Origin of the sequence: Microcystis sp. M083S1 (assembly GCF_020246405.1) — a bacterium.
GTDB lineage: Bacteria > Cyanobacteriota > Cyanobacteriia > Cyanobacteriales > Microcystaceae > Microcystis > Microcystis aeruginosa_C.
Window position 1 is genome coordinate 19975 of the sequence record NZ_JADBTB010000107.1, and the last position, 16459, is coordinate 36433.

The 16459-nt window shown below is 42.1% G+C and carries 20 protein-coding genes; 14 read left to right on the plus strand and 6 right to left on the minus strand.

Annotation, left to right across the window (positions count from 1 at the left end; genetic code table 11):
- Positions 1 to 187 precede the first annotated feature (187 nt).
- On the minus strand, positions 188 to 346 hold the full coding sequence (locus IM450_RS10960) for a hypothetical protein (RefSeq protein WP_287667711.1): 159 nt from the start codon (positions 344 to 346) through the stop codon (positions 188 to 190).
- A gap of 167 nt (positions 347 to 513) precedes the next feature.
- Here IM450_RS10960 and IM450_RS10965 point away from each other — a divergent pair, with 167 nt between their 5' ends.
- The 4 genes from IM450_RS10965 (at position 514) to IM450_RS10980 (ending at position 5212) form a co-directional block, all read left to right on the plus strand.
- Positions 514 to 1149 (plus strand): FeoA family protein, encoded by a 636-nt coding sequence (locus IM450_RS10965; RefSeq protein ID WP_287667713.1) that lies wholly within the window; start codon positions 514 to 516, stop codon positions 1147 to 1149.
- A gap of 41 nt (positions 1150 to 1190) precedes the next feature.
- Positions 1191 to 3515, plus strand: coding sequence for a Fe(2+) transporter permease subunit FeoB (gene feoB, locus IM450_RS10970; protein WP_287667715.1), 2325 nt, complete (start codon positions 1191 to 1193; stop codon positions 3513 to 3515).
- A gap of 109 nt (positions 3516 to 3624) precedes the next feature.
- Positions 3625 to 3864, plus strand: a complete 240-nt coding sequence (locus IM450_RS10975) for a FeoC-like transcriptional regulator (RefSeq protein WP_159296743.1) — start codon at positions 3625 to 3627, stop codon at positions 3862 to 3864.
- Between the two features lie 364 nt (positions 3865 to 4228).
- Complete coding sequence (locus IM450_RS10980; protein ID WP_043997999.1) at positions 4229 to 5212, plus strand: methyltransferase domain-containing protein; 984 nt, start codon at positions 4229 to 4231, stop codon at positions 5210 to 5212.
- Between the two features lie 122 nt (positions 5213 to 5334).
- Here the strand turns inward: IM450_RS10980 and IM450_RS10985 are convergent, their stop codons facing one another.
- From IM450_RS10985 to IM450_RS10995, 3 genes are read right to left on the minus strand one after another with little or no spacing between them, the layout of a single operon-like run.
- Positions 5335 to 6033: a metallophosphoesterase family protein gene (locus IM450_RS10985; RefSeq protein WP_002802574.1), complete on the minus strand. Its 699-nt coding sequence runs from the start codon at positions 6031 to 6033 to the stop codon at positions 5335 to 5337.
- A 21-nt stretch (positions 6034 to 6054) separates the two neighbouring features.
- A complete protein-coding gene (locus IM450_RS10990) occupies positions 6055 to 6864 on the minus strand; it encodes a metallophosphoesterase family protein (protein WP_287667723.1) in 810 nt (269 codons plus the stop codon).
- Positions 6864 to 7643: a hypothetical protein gene (locus IM450_RS10995; protein WP_287667726.1), complete on the minus strand. Its 780-nt coding sequence runs from the start codon at positions 7641 to 7643 to the stop codon at positions 6864 to 6866. The genes IM450_RS10990 and IM450_RS10995 overlap by 1 nt, the downstream gene beginning before the upstream one ends.
- Positions 7644 to 8303: 660 nt before the next feature.
- On the opposite strand from IM450_RS10995, the gene IM450_RS11000 reads away from it, so the two are divergent.
- The 5 genes from IM450_RS11000 (at position 8304) to IM450_RS11020 (ending at position 10822) form a co-directional block, all read left to right on the plus strand.
- Positions 8304 to 8453, plus strand: a complete 150-nt coding sequence (locus IM450_RS11000) for a hypothetical protein (RefSeq protein ID WP_287667729.1) — start codon at positions 8304 to 8306, stop codon at positions 8451 to 8453.
- 62 nt (positions 8454 to 8515) lie between these two features.
- Positions 8516 to 8896 (plus strand): hypothetical protein, encoded by a 381-nt coding sequence (locus IM450_RS11005; protein WP_271953539.1) that lies wholly within the window; start codon positions 8516 to 8518, stop codon positions 8894 to 8896.
- A 28-nt stretch (positions 8897 to 8924) separates the two neighbouring features.
- Positions 8925 to 9242 (plus strand): hypothetical protein, encoded by a 318-nt coding sequence (locus IM450_RS11010; RefSeq protein WP_271953538.1) that lies wholly within the window; start codon positions 8925 to 8927, stop codon positions 9240 to 9242.
- A 22-nt stretch (positions 9243 to 9264) separates the two neighbouring features.
- Positions 9265 to 10386 carry an ATP-binding protein gene (locus IM450_RS11015; protein WP_287667734.1) on the plus strand — a complete coding sequence of 374 codons (1122 nt, stop codon included), beginning with the start codon at positions 9265 to 9267 and terminating at the stop codon, positions 10384 to 10386.
- A 40-nt stretch (positions 10387 to 10426) separates the two neighbouring features.
- Positions 10427 to 10822: a hypothetical protein gene (locus tag IM450_RS11020; protein WP_271953536.1), complete on the plus strand. Its 396-nt coding sequence runs from the start codon at positions 10427 to 10429 to the stop codon at positions 10820 to 10822.
- 226 nt (positions 10823 to 11048) lie between these two features.
- Here IM450_RS11020 and IM450_RS11025 read toward each other — a convergent pair whose 3' ends face one another.
- Positions 11049 to 11603, minus strand: a complete 555-nt coding sequence (locus tag IM450_RS11025) for a hypothetical protein (protein WP_287667738.1) — start codon at positions 11601 to 11603, stop codon at positions 11049 to 11051.
- 58 nt (positions 11604 to 11661) lie between these two features.
- Here IM450_RS11025 and rnc point away from each other — a divergent pair, with 58 nt between their 5' ends.
- The gene (gene rnc / locus IM450_RS11030) at positions 11662 to 12339 is read left to right on the plus strand and encodes a ribonuclease III (protein WP_052278499.1); all 678 of its coding nucleotides are present in this window, start codon (positions 11662 to 11664) and stop codon (positions 12337 to 12339) included.
- 19 nt (positions 12340 to 12358) lie between these two features.
- Here the strand turns inward: rnc and IM450_RS11035 are convergent, their stop codons facing one another.
- Positions 12359 to 13138 carry a Crp/Fnr family transcriptional regulator gene (locus IM450_RS11035; RefSeq protein ID WP_002802585.1) on the minus strand — a complete coding sequence of 260 codons (780 nt, stop codon included), beginning with the start codon at positions 13136 to 13138 and terminating at the stop codon, positions 12359 to 12361.
- 170 nt (positions 13139 to 13308) lie between these two features.
- Here IM450_RS11035 and IM450_RS11040 point away from each other — a divergent pair, with 170 nt between their 5' ends.
- The 4 genes from IM450_RS11040 to cysW are packed head-to-tail and all read left to right on the plus strand — an operon-like array spanning position 13309 to position 16451.
- On the plus strand, positions 13309 to 14352 hold the full coding sequence (locus IM450_RS11040) for a sulfate ABC transporter substrate-binding protein (RefSeq protein WP_287667742.1): 1044 nt from the start codon (positions 13309 to 13311) through the stop codon (positions 14350 to 14352).
- A gap of 11 nt (positions 14353 to 14363) precedes the next feature.
- Positions 14364 to 14705 carry an NIL domain-containing protein gene (locus IM450_RS11045; RefSeq protein ID WP_002802587.1) on the plus strand — a complete coding sequence of 114 codons (342 nt, stop codon included), beginning with the start codon at positions 14364 to 14366 and terminating at the stop codon, positions 14703 to 14705.
- Between the two features lie 19 nt (positions 14706 to 14724).
- A complete protein-coding gene (gene cysT / locus IM450_RS11050; protein WP_002797970.1) occupies positions 14725 to 15567 on the plus strand; it encodes a sulfate ABC transporter permease subunit CysT in 843 nt (280 codons plus the stop codon).
- A 41-nt stretch (positions 15568 to 15608) separates the two neighbouring features.
- A complete protein-coding gene (cysW, locus tag IM450_RS11055) occupies positions 15609 to 16451 on the plus strand; it encodes a sulfate ABC transporter permease subunit CysW (protein WP_002802588.1) in 843 nt (280 codons plus the stop codon).
- The last annotated feature ends 8 nt before the right edge of the window (positions 16452 to 16459 follow it).

Sequence of the window (16459 nt, forward strand, 5' to 3'; positions counted from 1 at the left end):
TCCCAGTAGCTGGGTGCAATTAATTGGTAGATAGCTGGGGGAATCTCCCTTGCAAGGGAGAATTTTGGCTCTCTTATTCTTTGTGTGATAAGTTTAACTTATATAGTAGTGATCGATCTCTGTGTCCTTTGTGTCTCTGTGGTTCCTTCCACTCGCTCGCCAGCAGGACTGTATCTTAGAATACATTTTACCCACCAAACCCAAGAGAGCCGAATTTTTCGGCATTAAGAAGATTTTCGTCTCTCAGCGATCGCCATTTACCGCAGACTGGCGACTTTTTTAAAGAAAAAATTTTCTTTTCTGTCTCCCCTTTGGGATTACACTGGTAATTGAGAATAATTAGCATTTATTTTTTAGCGATCGCAAGTCTTAGACAGTTTCAAAACCGTTGACTGAGGCTGACAGTAGTGCAGTTCTCACCCTTTGGCTACTTCAGTAAACTCGATGAGCTATTAAGGAATTATTGTCACTCTTGAATGAAAGACCTTCATTACCTTTGGAGATAAGAAAAGCATGGACGATAAAATTAGACCGAATCAACCAGAAAAACCAGAAAAATCGCCAAATAAAGCCCAATTTTTCCGTTGGGGTGGTAAAAAGACAGAATTAGATAATGTCACTCCCACGGGTAATGACTTTGCTGCCACTTATCCTTTAGCACAAGTGGAAATGGGAAAAACCGTCTGGTTAGTGGGATTTCAGGGGACAGGAGGGATTAATCGACTACTAGGTATGGGATTAAACCCCGGCATTCAATTACAGGTAATTAGCTCCCAACCGAGGGGATCAGTTTTAATTGGCATTCAAGACAATCGTATCGGTATCGGGGCGGAAATGGCCGAAAAAATCCTCGTTAGTGACATTCAACCGAAAAAACTGGAACCCAAAAAAGACCTAACTGAAGTAAGAACATTTCTGCGGGAGATACCCATAGGAAAAGCGGGTAAAGTCATCGGTTATGACCGAGCATTGCGCGGATACAAAGGAAAATTGTTATCAATGGGATTAACTCCGGGGACAGAGTTTACCGTTATTCGCGTCGCACCTTTGGGGGATCCCGTCGAGATTCGAGTGCGGGGATTTCATCTCAGTCTGCGTAAACAGGAGGCAGACACTTTAATCGTCGAAGAAATAGACCCAAAAAGCTAAATTTAATCATCTAAGCCTATTAATTACTCAATATCCTAATTATGGTCAAACCCATTATCGCCTTAATCGGCAATCCTAACTGTGGCAAAACTACCCTTTTTAATGCTCTCACCCGGTCCAATCAACGGACCGGCAACTGGCCGGGAGTAACAGTCGATCGCAAAGAGGGAAGATTTCAAGTTAACGGGGAAGATATCACCCTTGTGGATTTACCCGGAGTCTATTCCCTTGATGTGGAAGAAGGGGAGACAGGAATGGATGAATTAGTCGCTAGGGACTATCTACTGTCAGGAGAAGCGGATTTAGTGATTAATATCGTCGATGCTGCCAATTTAGAGCGTAATCTCTACCTGACTACCCAAATCATGGAGATGCGTTTACCGATGTTGATTGCCCTGAATATGATGGATGTGGCCAAAACTAGGGGTATTGTGGTTAATCCGCAACTCTTAAGCGTTCGCATGGATGCAATTGTCGTCCCGATTAGTGCGGTTAAAGGGGAGGGAATCGGAGAATTAAAGCAAAAAATTGGGGAATTAGTCGATGATATTAACCATACTGCTGCTTATGTGGCTTATCCTGCGGTAATTGAGGAAGCTCTTAACGAGATTATTGCCTACATTAACGACCATAGCAGTAAAAGGATCGTTGAGCCAAGATGGACCGCTTTAAATTTACTGCAATACGAGGATCGCATCGTCCCAGAATTGCGATCCCAGGAACTATTAAGCATTATCGTCAAGCATAGACGACAAATACACCAAGTTTTAGGGGAAGACCTTGATATTTTAATTGCTGATACTCGTTATGGCTTTATTCAACAAGTTACTCAGGGAGCCACTCAACGGACTGGACAGATAAATGATACCATGTCCGACCGCCTCGATCGGATTGTTCTCGATCGCTGGTTAGGAATTCCGATATTTTTGGGCGTAATGTACCTAATGTTCTTGTTTACAATCAATGTTAGTGCTGCCTTTATCGATTTCTTCGATTTAACTGCCCAGACTATCTTTGTCGATGGTTTGTCCCAAGTTTTACAAAAAATCCATACCCCCGGTTGGCTAATTGCTCTGCTCGCTGATGGAGCGGGGGGAGGTGTGCAAACCGTCGCCACTTTTATCCCCGTAATTGGCTTTATGTTCCTCTTTTTGTCAATTTTAGAGGATTCCGGCTATATGGCCCGGGCAGCCTTCGTCATGGACCGATTGATGCGTTTGGTGGGATTGCCGGGTAAATCCTTTGTCCCCATGCTAGTGGGATTTGGTTGCAGTGTGCCGGCAATTATGGCCACCAGGACCCTAGAAAATTCCCGTGATCGTTTAATGACGATTATGATGAATCCTTTTATGTCCTGTGGGGCCAGATTACCTGTTTATGCCCTATTTGCGGCGGCTTTTTTCCCCATAGGTGGTCAAAATATCGTTTTTGGTCTTTATATCTTAGGAATTCTCGCCGCTATTTTGACGGGATTGGTGATGAAAAAAACCCTACTCAAGGGAGAAGTCAGTCACTTTATTATGGAATTGCCTCCCTATCATCTACCGCGTCTGAAAGGGGTTTTAATTCGCACTTGGGAACGTCTGCAAGCGTTTTTATGGAAAGCTGGACGAGTTATCGTGTTAATGGTGATGATTTTGGGATTACTCAACTCCGTCAGTTTTGATGGTTCTTTTGGTAATCAAGACAGCGAGCGATCGGTTTTAAGTGCTACCAGTAAAGCTGTAACTCCTATTTTCTCACCCATGGGACTAGATCCGGAAAATTGGCCGGCAACGGTGGGAATTTTTACGGGAGTTTTTGCCAAAGAAGCGATGGTAGGGACATTAAACTCAATTTACAGCCAACTAGCAGGGGAAGATAACCCGAATAAGGGGGCAGCGGCGGAAAAATTCGACTTTTGGGGGCAAATTCAGGAAGCTATCGCCACTATTCCCGCCAATTTAGCGGAATTACCCAATCAATTACTTGATCCCTTGGGTTTAAATATTGGTGATTTGCAAGATCAAAAAACGGCTGCCGAGAAGCAAGAGGTAGATTTAGGAATCTTTGGCGCAATGGTGAAAAGATTTGATGGTCAAGCGGGTGCTTTTGCCTATCTATTGTTTGTTCTGCTCTATTTTCCCTGTGTTTCGGCCACATCGGCAGTATATCGCGAAACTAATGCCGGTTGGACTGCTTTTATTGCCTTCTGGACCACAGGAATGGCCTATATTGTTGCCACTTCCTTCTATCAAATCGCCACTTTTTCTCGACATCCGGGATTTTCTCTCTTTTGGATAGTCTTGATGGGTTTAACCGTAGTCGGGGTTTTATTCACCTTAAAAAATCTCCGTCCCCGAAAAATCAATCGTCCGGCAATTTAAAAGTAGGGTGGGTTAGGCGACAAAAAGCTAGGCAACTAACAAATTATTTAGATTCGCCGTAACCCACCGCAATCAAGCAACTTTTCTCGATTTTTTTCGCTTATAAACCATGATTTTAATCGATATACAGGCTTATCTTGCCAAAAATCAGAAAGCATCTCTGTCTGACTTATCTACACACTTTCGGATGTCAGCGGATGCCTTAAGTCCCATGCTCAATCGCTTGCTGAAAAAAGGGCGAATTCGCCTGATTTCCCTAGAAAAATGCGGAGGATGCAGCCGTTGTTCTCCGGAATCTATGGCTTTTTACGAATGGATTGAGGGCAATTCCACAGGGACAAACAGATAAAAGTTTAGTACTACAGAAGTGATCTAAGTAGGTAGGCGTTAAAAGTTGTCAGATGCCCCCCTTATCAAGGGGGGATTAAAGGGGGGACTAAGGGGGGATCGGCACCCCCCTTATCAAGGGGGATCCCCCCGCCTATCGGCACCCCCCTTATCAAGGGGGGCAGGGGGGATCGAACCTAAAATCCATTTTTAATTTAATTATAACCAGCTACTTAACTATTAAGATAACTGCTGTATTACCAGTCGCTTTCAACGGGGATAGTTAATTTCTGGCGAAGAACCAAAGTCACTCAACCGCAGAACCTCAAGGTTGTATAATCTTTAAGAGTTATTAAGCTTTGTATCAGTTTGCCCGGCATCATTTAATGAATATACTTTTGCTGACATCATCTTTAGGTTTACTCCTAGCGATCGCTATCGTCGTCTATTTTGTTTCCTCTCGCAAGTACCAATCGTCGGACTCGGTGGCCAATTCCTACGACCAATGGACTCAGGACGGGATTTTAGAATATTATTGGGGCGAACACATCCATTTAGGTCACTACGGTTCCCCACCAGAAAAAAAAGACTTTCTAGCGGCAAAAGCCGACTTTGTGGCGGAAATGGTCTCTTGGGGAGGTTTGGATAAACTACCCACCGGTGCAACTCTCCTCGATGTCGGTTGTGGTATTGGTGGCAGCAGTCGCATTCTGGCCCGCGACTACGGATTTGCCGTTACCGGTGTCACCATTAGTCCCAAACAAGTGGCACGGGCCAAAGAACTAACACCCCCAGATGTAAATGCTCGCTTTTTGGTCGATGATGCCATGGCCCTTTCTTTTCCCGACGAGAGTTTTGATGTGGTCTGGTCAATTGAAGCCGGTCCCCATATGCCGGACAAAGCCGTTTTTGCTCAGGAATTACTGCGAGTTCTTAAGCCGGGGGGAGTCCTAGTGGTAGCGGACTGGAATCAGCGAGATGACCGTCAAAAACCGCTCAATTTCTGGGAAAGTCCTGTAATGCGCCAACTTTTGGATCAGTGGTCTCACCCCGCTTTTGCCAGCATCGAAGGTTTTGCCGAACAGTTAGCGGCCACGGGATTGGTAGATGGGGAAGTGGTGACTGCTGACTGGACAAAAGCCACTCTACCCTCTTGGATTGATACCATTTGGCAGGGGGTGATTCGTCCCCAAGGTTGGTGGCAATTTGGTCTAACTGGGTTGGTTAAATCCGTCCGAGAAGTGCCGACAATTCTGCTGATGCGTTTGGCCTTTGGTACGGGTTTATGTCGTTTTGGGATGTTCCGCGCTGTTCGCGCTCAATCCCATCTGCAAGCAAGTCAGCAAGAGTCTCTCACCTCAGTTATCTAGCTGGTTATAATTAAATTGAAGATAAATCCCCCCTTGATCCCCCTTGATAAGGGGGGTGTCTGATAATTTTTAACGCCTACCTACTTAAATTAATCTTGAATATTTAATTAATCTCTGAAAGATTAATAAGGTACGGTTCTAAACTCCACGCAATTATTACTAGGATTATAGAGAGTGTAAACTGCTTTATTTAATTCTTTACCAACGCTACCAACCCCAATTAAACGCTTATCTTGAATCGTCAAAGTTTGACTTGGTTGCCGTTTATCTAAAGTAGTAACAGTGCTGGTTAAATTAGCGGACTGTAAAGAATAATCAAAAACTTGTCCTGCACGACCACAAAATAGATTATTAACTCCCACCCGTTGCAGTCGATCTAAAATTTGCCATGGGGGAGTATCGGGGGTTAATTCTTCACTAACACTGACACTACTGCCATGAATTAATAAACAATCCAACTCGACAAAACCAAAATCGAGATTTCGTAACCATTGCACCGTTTCTAAAGAAACTGCATCCCAGAGTTGTTTAGTGCTATCAATTCCATGTTTATGGATTAATTCCGTCGGTTCTCCTGTGGCTCCTAAACTGTGTAAAATTAAACATTGTTCTTCCCACCATCCCCGACAAACCTGCGGATATAAGTTATTTTTAGTGGGATAACGTATTTGTTCTACTAGCATTTCACTATCGGGATTAACACCGATAAAATCTCCTAAAATATATAAATTTTCTACAGTAACTGACCGTTGCTGAATATCTTCCAAGACCGCTTGATAGGCTGGTAAATTGCCTTGAATACCGCTTAAAATTGCCCACATAATTTCTTGATTTATCACAAATTAACGTTCGCAAACATGAGTCGGATCATCGGCTTTTTCCGCATATTCTAGACCCTTAGCCAATCGCCAAGCGAAAATAGGAGGTAAACCCGATGCTAAAATAGCCTGACAGGTTTCCTGATAGTTATAGGCCACTTCTCGCAGCTGTACCGCTGCCGTTTCTCGAGCGTAAATCACATAGGTGGCATTTGGACGACCGTGACGCGGTTCTCCCACCGATCCCACGTTGATGATACGTTTAACCGGTGTGGTAAATTGCCGCGACTGTTCCCCATCGGGTTGATACACTTTTATTTGCAAGCTTCCCTCGTCGAGAGTGCGAATATAGGGGATGTGGGTATGTCCACAGAATAAAACCTCTGTATCTACCGATAAAACCCGTTCTAAAGCCGTAAAAGCGTCCATTTCGGCTAAAAGGTACTCATGGTTACTTTGGGGACTACCATGGACAAAACAGAGGTGATCTAGCTTAAAAATTTCGGGCAGTTTTGACAAATAATTACGGTTTTCTGGGGTGATTATTTGATTTGTCCACTCATGAGCTAATCTACCGCGTTTTTCTGCTAAAAGCGACGGATAACTGCACTCACAGGCATTTAATCCCTCAACGATATCCTCATCCCAACACCCTTGTACCGTGGTAATCCCCAGTTGACGGATTTTTTCCACCACTTGGTTAGGATGGGGTCCATACCCAACCAAATCCCCTAAACAGTAGATTTCTTGACAACCCTGTTGGTCTAAATCTTGCAAAACAGCATTAAAAGCGGGCATATTGCCATGAATACAGGATAAAACGGCTATTTTCATCAGATTAACTCCATTTCTGGCTCTAAAGATTCTTGAAATTGTTGTTGATAATAAAAAAGTGCCTCATCGGACAGACAACAATCACTCAGGGTATCGGCAATTGTCGGTTTATCGAGATTGCGACCGACGATTTCAATCCCACTAAAGCGATTCGGTCTCCCATCGAGATTTAAGGGGAAATTTAAGCTTTGAAAGTCTTTTTCTGGCCATTCATCCATAAATTCCCCATAAATACACTGACCATCGATGATATCGAAGATACTTTTAACCCGCAGCACTTCCCCATAGGCCCCTTGGGTTAATTCTGTCCAAAAGGTGGTTAAACTGGAAAAATCGAGGATTTCTCCCGTTAAAACGGCTCTATAAATCTGTATTTCCCGTTTTTTTGACCATTGATCACCTTTTATTGTTGTTTTGACGGGACTGATGACTATTTCATCGACGGGAACTTGTCCTTCGGGGATTTCTTCGTCTGGAGACGTAATCGCTACCCGATGACAATTGAGGGGTTTTAGAAAGCTTTCGAGGGATTGCGTGTCTAAATGCCATGGTACTTCCATATAGACCCTGTTTTCCATGGATAAACTGCTCAAAAGGTCTTCTTCTTCCCTAGAAATAGAGGACAACTGGGGAAAGTCACTCTGTAAAGTGAGATGATCAATGGGAAAAGTTTCCGTCTGGGGACTAAAATATAGACTTGGCTGCTTGCTTTGGGCGATTTGTTGGCGAATCCAATGGGTTTTTCCCGCAGCTATACCCCCCGTCACCACGATAATCATTTTGCTCCTTCTTTATTGTGGTAATGATAATCATTCTAGCATAAGTGAGATTGGGGCAAGTAATCTTCCTTAACCAATCCTCTCGACTTAGCAAGGTTATTTTGGGAAAAATTGGCGGTCTCTTGGGATATTAATCATGGTTATGGCTCTTTTCTCTAGGATACCATTGGCTTTGTCCATCGGGTAAATCAACTAAGGTAATTCCCATCATTTTTAATTGTTCCCTTAATCGATCGCTTTCGGGATAGTTTTTTCAGAGAGAAAACGGGTTTCTTCAAGAAACCCGTTTTCTGGACTTGTGCCGATTGATTCTGCTCAATCTCATGGCTTCGGTCAAGTTAATCGCTGGTGCGAGAAGTCAGGGTTTAACCGCACCGAATTTAATTTGATTTTCTCTGATTCATCAATAAACCTGATAATTTTTTTAAAAAAAATAAGCATAATTTATATTTTATTGACGGAAGAAAAAAACGCTTTTAGGATGGTGGAGGGCATTAATTAATAGTCTTGTAAGCCTAAACCCTATCAGTTATTAAAAGGTTGGGGGAAGCTGGGCTGAATTGGACTTCATAAATAATACCAAGGCAGGTGGTGGGCAATGCCCACCTTACACCGTTGATTTGAGTAAGTTTCATCTCACAAGTTTAGAGGGTCAATGCAATGAATTCTCCCCTGTTGTCCAGCTTTCCTGTTGTTTACCATAGTTTGTCTGATTCTGCTCAATCTGATGGCTTCGGTCAAGTTAATCAGGTGGCTGTTGTGAGAAGTCAGGGTTTAACTGCTTTGCGCTTTGAAGATGATACTGAGTAAGAATGAGATAACAAGCAACACAAAAAACCGCCAAACAAGATATTAAAAGATAGGACAATCCAATGAAAGATTCATTAGAGCAGTTTTTGTCAAATGTTACTAATCCTCTGAAACAAACAAAGGAAAACATGGAAAATGTTTTTTCCACATTTGACAAGATGCTACCTGAGAAACCTGAAATAACATCTGAAGCAAAATATGAAGATATCATTGCCTGGTTTTTATCCCAACCAAGGCATCCAGATGTAAAATGCGGAGCAATTGCAAAAAGAGTTTTTGGCAAAGATAATAAAATTGCGATCATACAAGTTTTTCTGAATGGGGAAAAACAAGTAATACAAAAATATGAAGGACACCAATACGGTAGAAAAATTATCACACAGTCTTTAGACAAAGAACTTCGCGAAGCATTTGGAGCAAACAACGTAATCATTGTTAATTAGTTCCTCACCAAGAATATTAGGCTATATCATGGACCCTATTTCATTCGCAATTATAACTGCCCTATCTTCACTTGTTTATATTGGTGCCCAAGTCATTTACGTGATCTGGTTAACCCTTCAGAAGATACGTGAATATTTCGTCCGTCTGAAACAAAAGATACGCATGACAGGACAAGATATCGGCTTTGTGACAAACCAGATTCAATCCAATAAATGCAACCATGTTTATGGAATCTTCAATCAACAGACTGGAAAAGTTAAAGCATATGAGCTTATGGACGTAAAAGATATCGATGAAAGCGTAAAAAATCAGCTTAAAGAAACAGGTACAATCCTTATAAAATAAAACATCAGCCCCAGGATTCATTATGCAAAATGAACTTTATATAACAGGAATTCCCAATACTGTACCAGAAGTGCAAGCAGGTGTCCTGCGTACTCGACTTCTCAAGCTCATAGGTGATCTTCTAGAAAAAAACAACGTCCAAGAAATCAACATCACTATTAGCACGAGCGAGGAAGTTCAAATTGTAGGAACGAGTAAAGTACCAAAGACCTCCACAACAGAAAGCCCCGTAGACTTTACCGATCAAACGGAAAACGAGCCTATCCCTTGCCACATACAGAAACCTCTCTATAGCTTTAACCAACTAATTCTACCTAACGAAGTCAAAGAAAACCTCTTATACACCGTCGAAGCCATCAACGTTGAAGAAGTTGTTTTTGACTCATGGGGTTTAAGAGAAATTCAACCCCATCCCTGCACCGTGTTAAATTTTTACGGACCTCCTGGAACTGGGAAAACCCTAGCAGCACACGCCGTTGCAGATTACATGAGCAAGCCAATACTTCTAGCCACCTACGCCGACATTGAAAGTAAGTTTCACGGAGAAGGTCCGAAAAACCTGAAATCAATATTCAATATATCTGAAAAAGAGAGAGCCGTCCTTTTTATTGACGAAGCCGACTCGCTCCTTTCTAGAAGACTTACGGAAGTAAACTCTGGTTCTGAGCAGGCAATAAACTCTATGCGAAGTCAACTGCTAATCTGCCTAGAGCAATTTCGCGGAGTTGTTATTTTTGCCACTAACTTAATTGAAAACTACGATAAAGCATTTGAAACAAGAGTAAAACACATAGAATTTTTACTGCCTGGCATTAAGGAAAGGGAGAAAATTTGGCAATGCCACATCCCAGATCTTCTTCCAACCGACCAATTGGACTTTAACCAACTTGCACAGGTCGATGAAGTCTGTGGACGAGACATCCGTGAAGCAGTCATCGACGCTGCTAACAGAGCGGCGTTAAGAGCAAAAAAAGAAGGCAAACACCCTATTCAAGGGCAAGTGAGTACAAATGATTTACTAGAAGCTATACAACGAAAAAAAGATGAACGCATCAACGATAACAAAAACAACGATTTCAAGGATTTAGAAATCAAGGAAAAAATTGAAAAGCAAATCAGAATAAATAGTTTAAACACAAAATAATTTACTGCTTTTATAAGATAAAATACTAAAAATAGATAAAATGAGTAATCATCCAGTTATTGATCTCGGCATAACTAGCAATCTTGGTTCTCCAAACAAAGGTTGTGGCTGCTTTGGAATTATTATTGCTTTAGTAATATTAGTGGTTTCTGTATATTTTCTCGGACAGGATAGCAATACAAAAACTAACAATAGCTCCGTCACACTAGAATGGCAGCCAGCCTGCGGCTCCTCTGCCAGAAGCGGATCCGTATGGTATTCAGTTATGGGAAATAGACAAGCTCTCAAGACAGTCAAGGAAAAATATTGTGGCGACGCATTTATAACTAGCAGAGGAAATTTACAGGCTGCCAGCTTTACCTCTAAAGCTGAAGCCGAGCAATTTGCCAGTCTCCTTACCAAAGTAACAGGCTACAAGTTTTGGGTGTCGTACTAAACCAGCATCTCGAAAACCGCCCACCACCCTCCATAATGATTATCATTGTAGCAAAGGAGGGCTGATGTCTGAGAGAAAAATGCGCTCAAATCCTCCAGCGGCAAGCTCAACGATAATTAATTTTTGAGAGTTCAAAAATGAGAAAAATAGGCATAAAATCTCTAAATAGAGAATTTAATTGATTAAAGCTCATTTTTGATTCTCCTGACGACCGAATACTGGCTACTTACTCCTCAACCAAGGGAAGATTTTTGAATTTGACAAGAGGTCTATACTTAATAGAGCCGTAGATTAACAACATTGTCGTTAAAGTCATGGCCATAATTAGGGGGGCAATTTTGGCTAACCAGAAAGCCACGAAGATTATGCCGATTCCGTCAGCGAGTAAGATGGGTAAACGTGGCCCTATGCCATGGTCAATAATTTTTTCCGTGCTTGGCTGCAGTTGAATTTTGGCTAAACATTGAAACCAAATTTGACTGACTAAAACTATTAAAGCTCCCCATCCTATCCAGAGGGCAGCCACATAAAAGCCCGACAATTCTAAAACAATTGTACTAATTGTAACCATAAAAAAGCGATCAAGGCGAGGATCGCTGGTTTTTTGCTGAAATTGGGCAATTTCTGCCAAGTCCACCGCTGCCATGCGTGCCTGTTCTATACACATCACCAGGGTACCTAGGGCAAGAATAGCAGCGGATAGGTTTTCCGGTGAGAATATTTGGGAGATTATGCCTAAACTAGCTGGAAAAAACAGTAAAAAAAGGATCGTTCGTCTCATCTATTCGGGGTGGGGTCGGATTAAGATAAGAAATGCTCTTGACTTGATCATTTCTGTAATGTCTTGTTTGCCTCCTTTTCAAAATGCTCTCCTTCTCACCCAAGCTTTAACCCATCGTTCCTATGTTAATGAACAGTCCCAATTGACGGAAAATAACGAGCGCCTAGAATTTTTGGGCGATGCGATTTTGGCTTTTTTGGTGGGCGAACTTTTGTATCAAAAATATCCCGCCATGAACGAGGCAGAATTAACCCGTTTGCGGTCAAATTTGGTCAAAGAAGAACAATTAGCGCAATTAGGCATCGAAATCGGCCTGGGGGAGTTAATGCGTTTGGGTAAGGGGGCAATTAAAGATCGGGGGCGATCGAATCCTACCCTATTAGCGGACACTTTTGAAGCGATAATTGGGGCTTATTATCTAGATTCGGGGTTAAATGCGGTTAAAAACTATCTGCACGGGCTTTTTATCCCTGTAGCCTCTCATTTAGTCTCTCAACAATCGGAATCGCCATCTTTTATCGATGCCAAAAATCTCTTTCAACAGTGGGCGCTGGCCAATTTCGCCTCTAATCCAGAATATGCGATCATCGATGTGACAGGACCCCCCCACGCTAGGGAATTTACTGCCGAAGTGCGGGTTAATAACCTTCTCTACGGTACAGGTAAAGGTAAACGGAAACAGGATGCCACCAAAGCGGCTGCCGAAGATGCTTTAAAGCGCTGTCAATGGCAATAATAAATAAGGCCAAACCTACTTATCTGAGGGGCCACCAATTAACTTTATCCCTGGTGGCACTGTACACTTCTTTTAAACCCTCGGCATCCAGTACCCGAATTAAATCCCCCGTCGATTCTGAGGCAATTAATCCCACGTTTTGCAATCCTTTTAATACCTGTTCGACGGTGCGTTGATTGAGTTGACAAGCGCGAGCAATCATATCGACGGATAGATCAAAAGTATAGATATTTTCGGCACTCGGTTGACTGCCTAATTCTCTTTCTTGATAGATTAAAGCTCTGAGTAAAGTGGCTACAGCTTGGGGTGGATAGCTACTGCAATTAAGCAAATGATACTCGAATTTTTGCTGTAATTCAAATAAAAAACAGTACCGTTGACGAAAACTTTCGTTATCGTTGTAAATCTTTTCTAGCGCCGATAAGGGAATTTTCAGGACGTGGGTAGTTTTATAGGATTCCACCAAACAGGGAAAGGCGCGACTGGCTAAACCATAACTAAAGGGTAAACTCCTCATGCCAAAACAGCCGCCGGGGTAGGTAATGGCAATAATCCGGTCGAGGGGGGTGCTGCGGACGACGATTACACCCTCATTCAAAATCACATACAAAACATCTAGAAATTCATCGGGGAGAAAAGCCGTATAGACTGGACGATTGGAAAATAGCGTCTCTAACTTGAGATTGTCAGCATCCAGATACTGACTTAACCAAGCCTCCTCTAGTCCGCGAAAGAGAAAACTCTGGTTAATCAGTTGTTGTAGGAGGGTTGTTTTTTTGGTTTTGACGCTCTTGCCCATAGTCTCAAACCTAGATGTAGCACTGATTCCATCTTCTCACAGTTTCCCTTGTTATCACCTTATTTCCAATTTGTTTTATAAATGTATTGAAATTTTGTTTTCCATGCTGTAGGATTAAACTACACCTGAAAACAGATACAACCTCAGAGTAAAGCTTAGGAGCGCCGCCGATGCAGTCATCCCAGTCTTGTTTATCCCTACTCATGGCAACTGTCCTGACGGGAGGAATGCTGGCATCTTGCACCCCATCCCCCACCAATAGCGGCAATGACAGCCAAAAACCCGTGACTGTGACACTTGTTTCCTATGCTGTCACCCAAAGTGCCTACGAAAAAATCATTCCCAAATTTGTCGAGGAATGGCAACAAAAAACGGGGCAAAAAGTAACTTTTGAACAGAGTTATGGTGGTTCCGGTTCCCAAACTCGTGCCGTTATCGATGGTTTAGAAGCGGATGTGGTAGCGTTGGCTTTAGCTTTGGATACCAAGAAAATTGAGCAAGCGGGATTAATTCAACCCGGTTGGGAAAAAGAAGCTCCCAATGACTCTATTGTTCATAAATCTGTAGTGGCTTTTGTTCCTCGTGATGCCAATATTAAAATTAATAAATGGTCAGATCTAGCCAAGGATAATATTAAAGTTATTACCGCTAATCCCAAGACTTCTGGCGGAGCGCGCTGGAATTTTCTCGCTCTTTGGGGTTCGGTGACGCAAGCGGAAGGCAGTGAACAAGCGGCGCAAACTTTTGTCGAAAAAGTGTTTAAAAATGCGCCAGTTTTACCTAGAGATGCTCGTGAATCTAGTGATGTATTTTTTAAACAAGGCCAGGGAAATGTGCTAATTAATTACGAAAACGAGATGATTCTCGCTAACCAAAAAGGTGAGAATTTAGCCTATACTGTTCCCACTGATTATAATATTTCTATTGATAATCCCGTGGCGGTTGTTGATGCCAATGTGGATAAAAAAGGTACGAGAAAAGTGGCGGAAGCTTTTGTGCAGTTTTTATTTACCCCAGAGGCACAAAGAGAATTTGCTAAGGTGGGGTTTCGTCCCGTTGAACCGACGATAGTTAAAGAGTTTGAGAGTAAATTTCCTCAGATAAAAAATCTCTTTACCGTGCAGGATTTAGGCGGTTGGGATAAGGTACAAAAACAATTCTTTGAAGATGGAGCCTTGTTCGATAAAATTCTGACTAAAGCTGGTAAATCTTAAGGAGAAAAACCATGGATAATCAACCTCAATGGCAAACTATTAATCATCCCCAAAGTGATTTACATCTCGATCAATCGGGACTTGATCGCCCCACGTCCCGACGAATAAAAATTCGGGTTCCTAAACAATATATTAACGAGCCAATTATAGCACGTTTAGGGTCTTTTCCAGGTCTAAAAGTGAATATATTTTCCGCTTTGTTAGCTGCCAATAATAATCAAGATGGCTGGTTTGATCTACAACTACAAGGCAACTCTCAAGGTATAGAAAATGCCCTTTCCTATCTGGCAGATTTAGATGTAGAAGTTTGGTATGATTCAGCACAAGTTCTTGAAGAAGCGGACAATTGGTAATCTCTAGCAATAATAAACAATGGCTAACCCACAATTATCTTTATCTCCCAGTCAACCCCTGAAAAAAGTTTCTATTCCTTGGGTAATTACCATTAGTTATCTAGTGGTTTTGTTGGTTTTACCGGCAGCGGCACTATTTGCTAAATCCCTAACTCTTGGTTTTGCCGAATTTTGGCGTGTTGCCACTTTACCGATTTCTTTATCCGCTTACCAAGTCACTTTTTTTACTTCCTTAATTGCCGGACTGATAGACGGAGTTTTTGGCACTATTATCGCTTGGGTATTAGTGCGTTATCGATTCCCGGGTAAAAAAATTGTCGATGCTTGTGTGGATTTGCCCTTTGCTTTACCCACTTCTGTTGCTGGTTTAGTCCTAGCCACAGTTTACAGTGATAACGGTTGGCTCGGTCAATTTTTTGCCCCCTTTGGCATTAAGATATCCTTTACCATTTTAGGGGTTTTTGTGGCGATGTTATTTATCGCTTTACCCTTTATTGTCCGCACCTTACAGCCGGTTTTACAGGAAATGGAAAAAGAGGTAGAAGAAGCGGCTTTATCCCTCGGTGCTTCCTCTTGGCAAATCTTCTGGCGAGTTATTTTTCCCACAATACTACCCGCTATTTTAACAGGAGTTGCCCTCGGTTTTGCCAGAGCGATCGGTGAATATGGTTCTGTAGTTATTATCTCCTCTAATATCCCCTTTAAGGATTTAATTGCCCCAGTTTTAATCTTTCAAAGACTAGAGGAATATGATTACACAGGGGCGACAGTAATCGGCATGGTTTTATTACTGGTTTCTTTGTTCATGTTAGTAGTAATTAATTTCCTGCAGCAATGGGGGCAAAAATACAGGGTTAAGTAAAGAGTAAAAAATATTAGAGTATGACTGGAGACAGATCAAAAATGCTGAGTCTAAAAAAATCAACCAAACCGAAAGAGCGGGATTACAAACCCCTACTAATTATCATCGCTCTTGTCTATCTGGCACTATTATTATTTATTCCAGCAGCGGCAGTATTTTACTATGCTTTTCGCAATGGATTCCAAGCTTTTTTAGAAGCGGCGGGAACTTCTGACTTTATCGAAGCGGTAAGATTAACAGTAATTATTGCCCTAATTACTGTACCTTTAAACACAATTTTTGGACTTTGTGCCGCTTGGGTAATTGCTCGCAATCAATTTCGTGGTAAAACTTTATTAATTAGTTTAATTGACTTACCTTTTGCCGTTTCTCCCGTGGTAGCGGGTTTAATGATTGTACTGCTCTATGGGCGCAATGGTTGGTTAGGTTCTTTTTTAGAACTTTTCAGTATAAAAATACTTTTTGCTTTACCCGGAATGGTATTAGCAACTATATTTGTTACTATGCCTTTTGTCGCTAGAGAAGTTATCCCAGTCTTAGAAGAAATTGGCTTAGAACAAGAGGAAGCGGGGCGCACTTTAGGGGCAAATGATTGGCAGATTTTCTGGCGCGTAACTTTACCCAATATTCGTTGGGGGTTGATGTACGGAGTGCTGTTAACTAATGCCCGGGCGATGGGGGAATTTGGGGCGGTTTCTGTGGTTTCTGGCAGTATTTTAGGTAGAACTGCCACCCTGCCAATTTTCGTAGAACAGGCTTATAAAAATTATCTCACTCCTGCTGCTTTTAGTGCGGCGGCTATTCTCGCCTTACTAGCGGGAGTTACTTTAATTATCAAAGAAATTCTCGAACGTAAAACCGCCCACAAAATTCATACTACTTAACTACAATT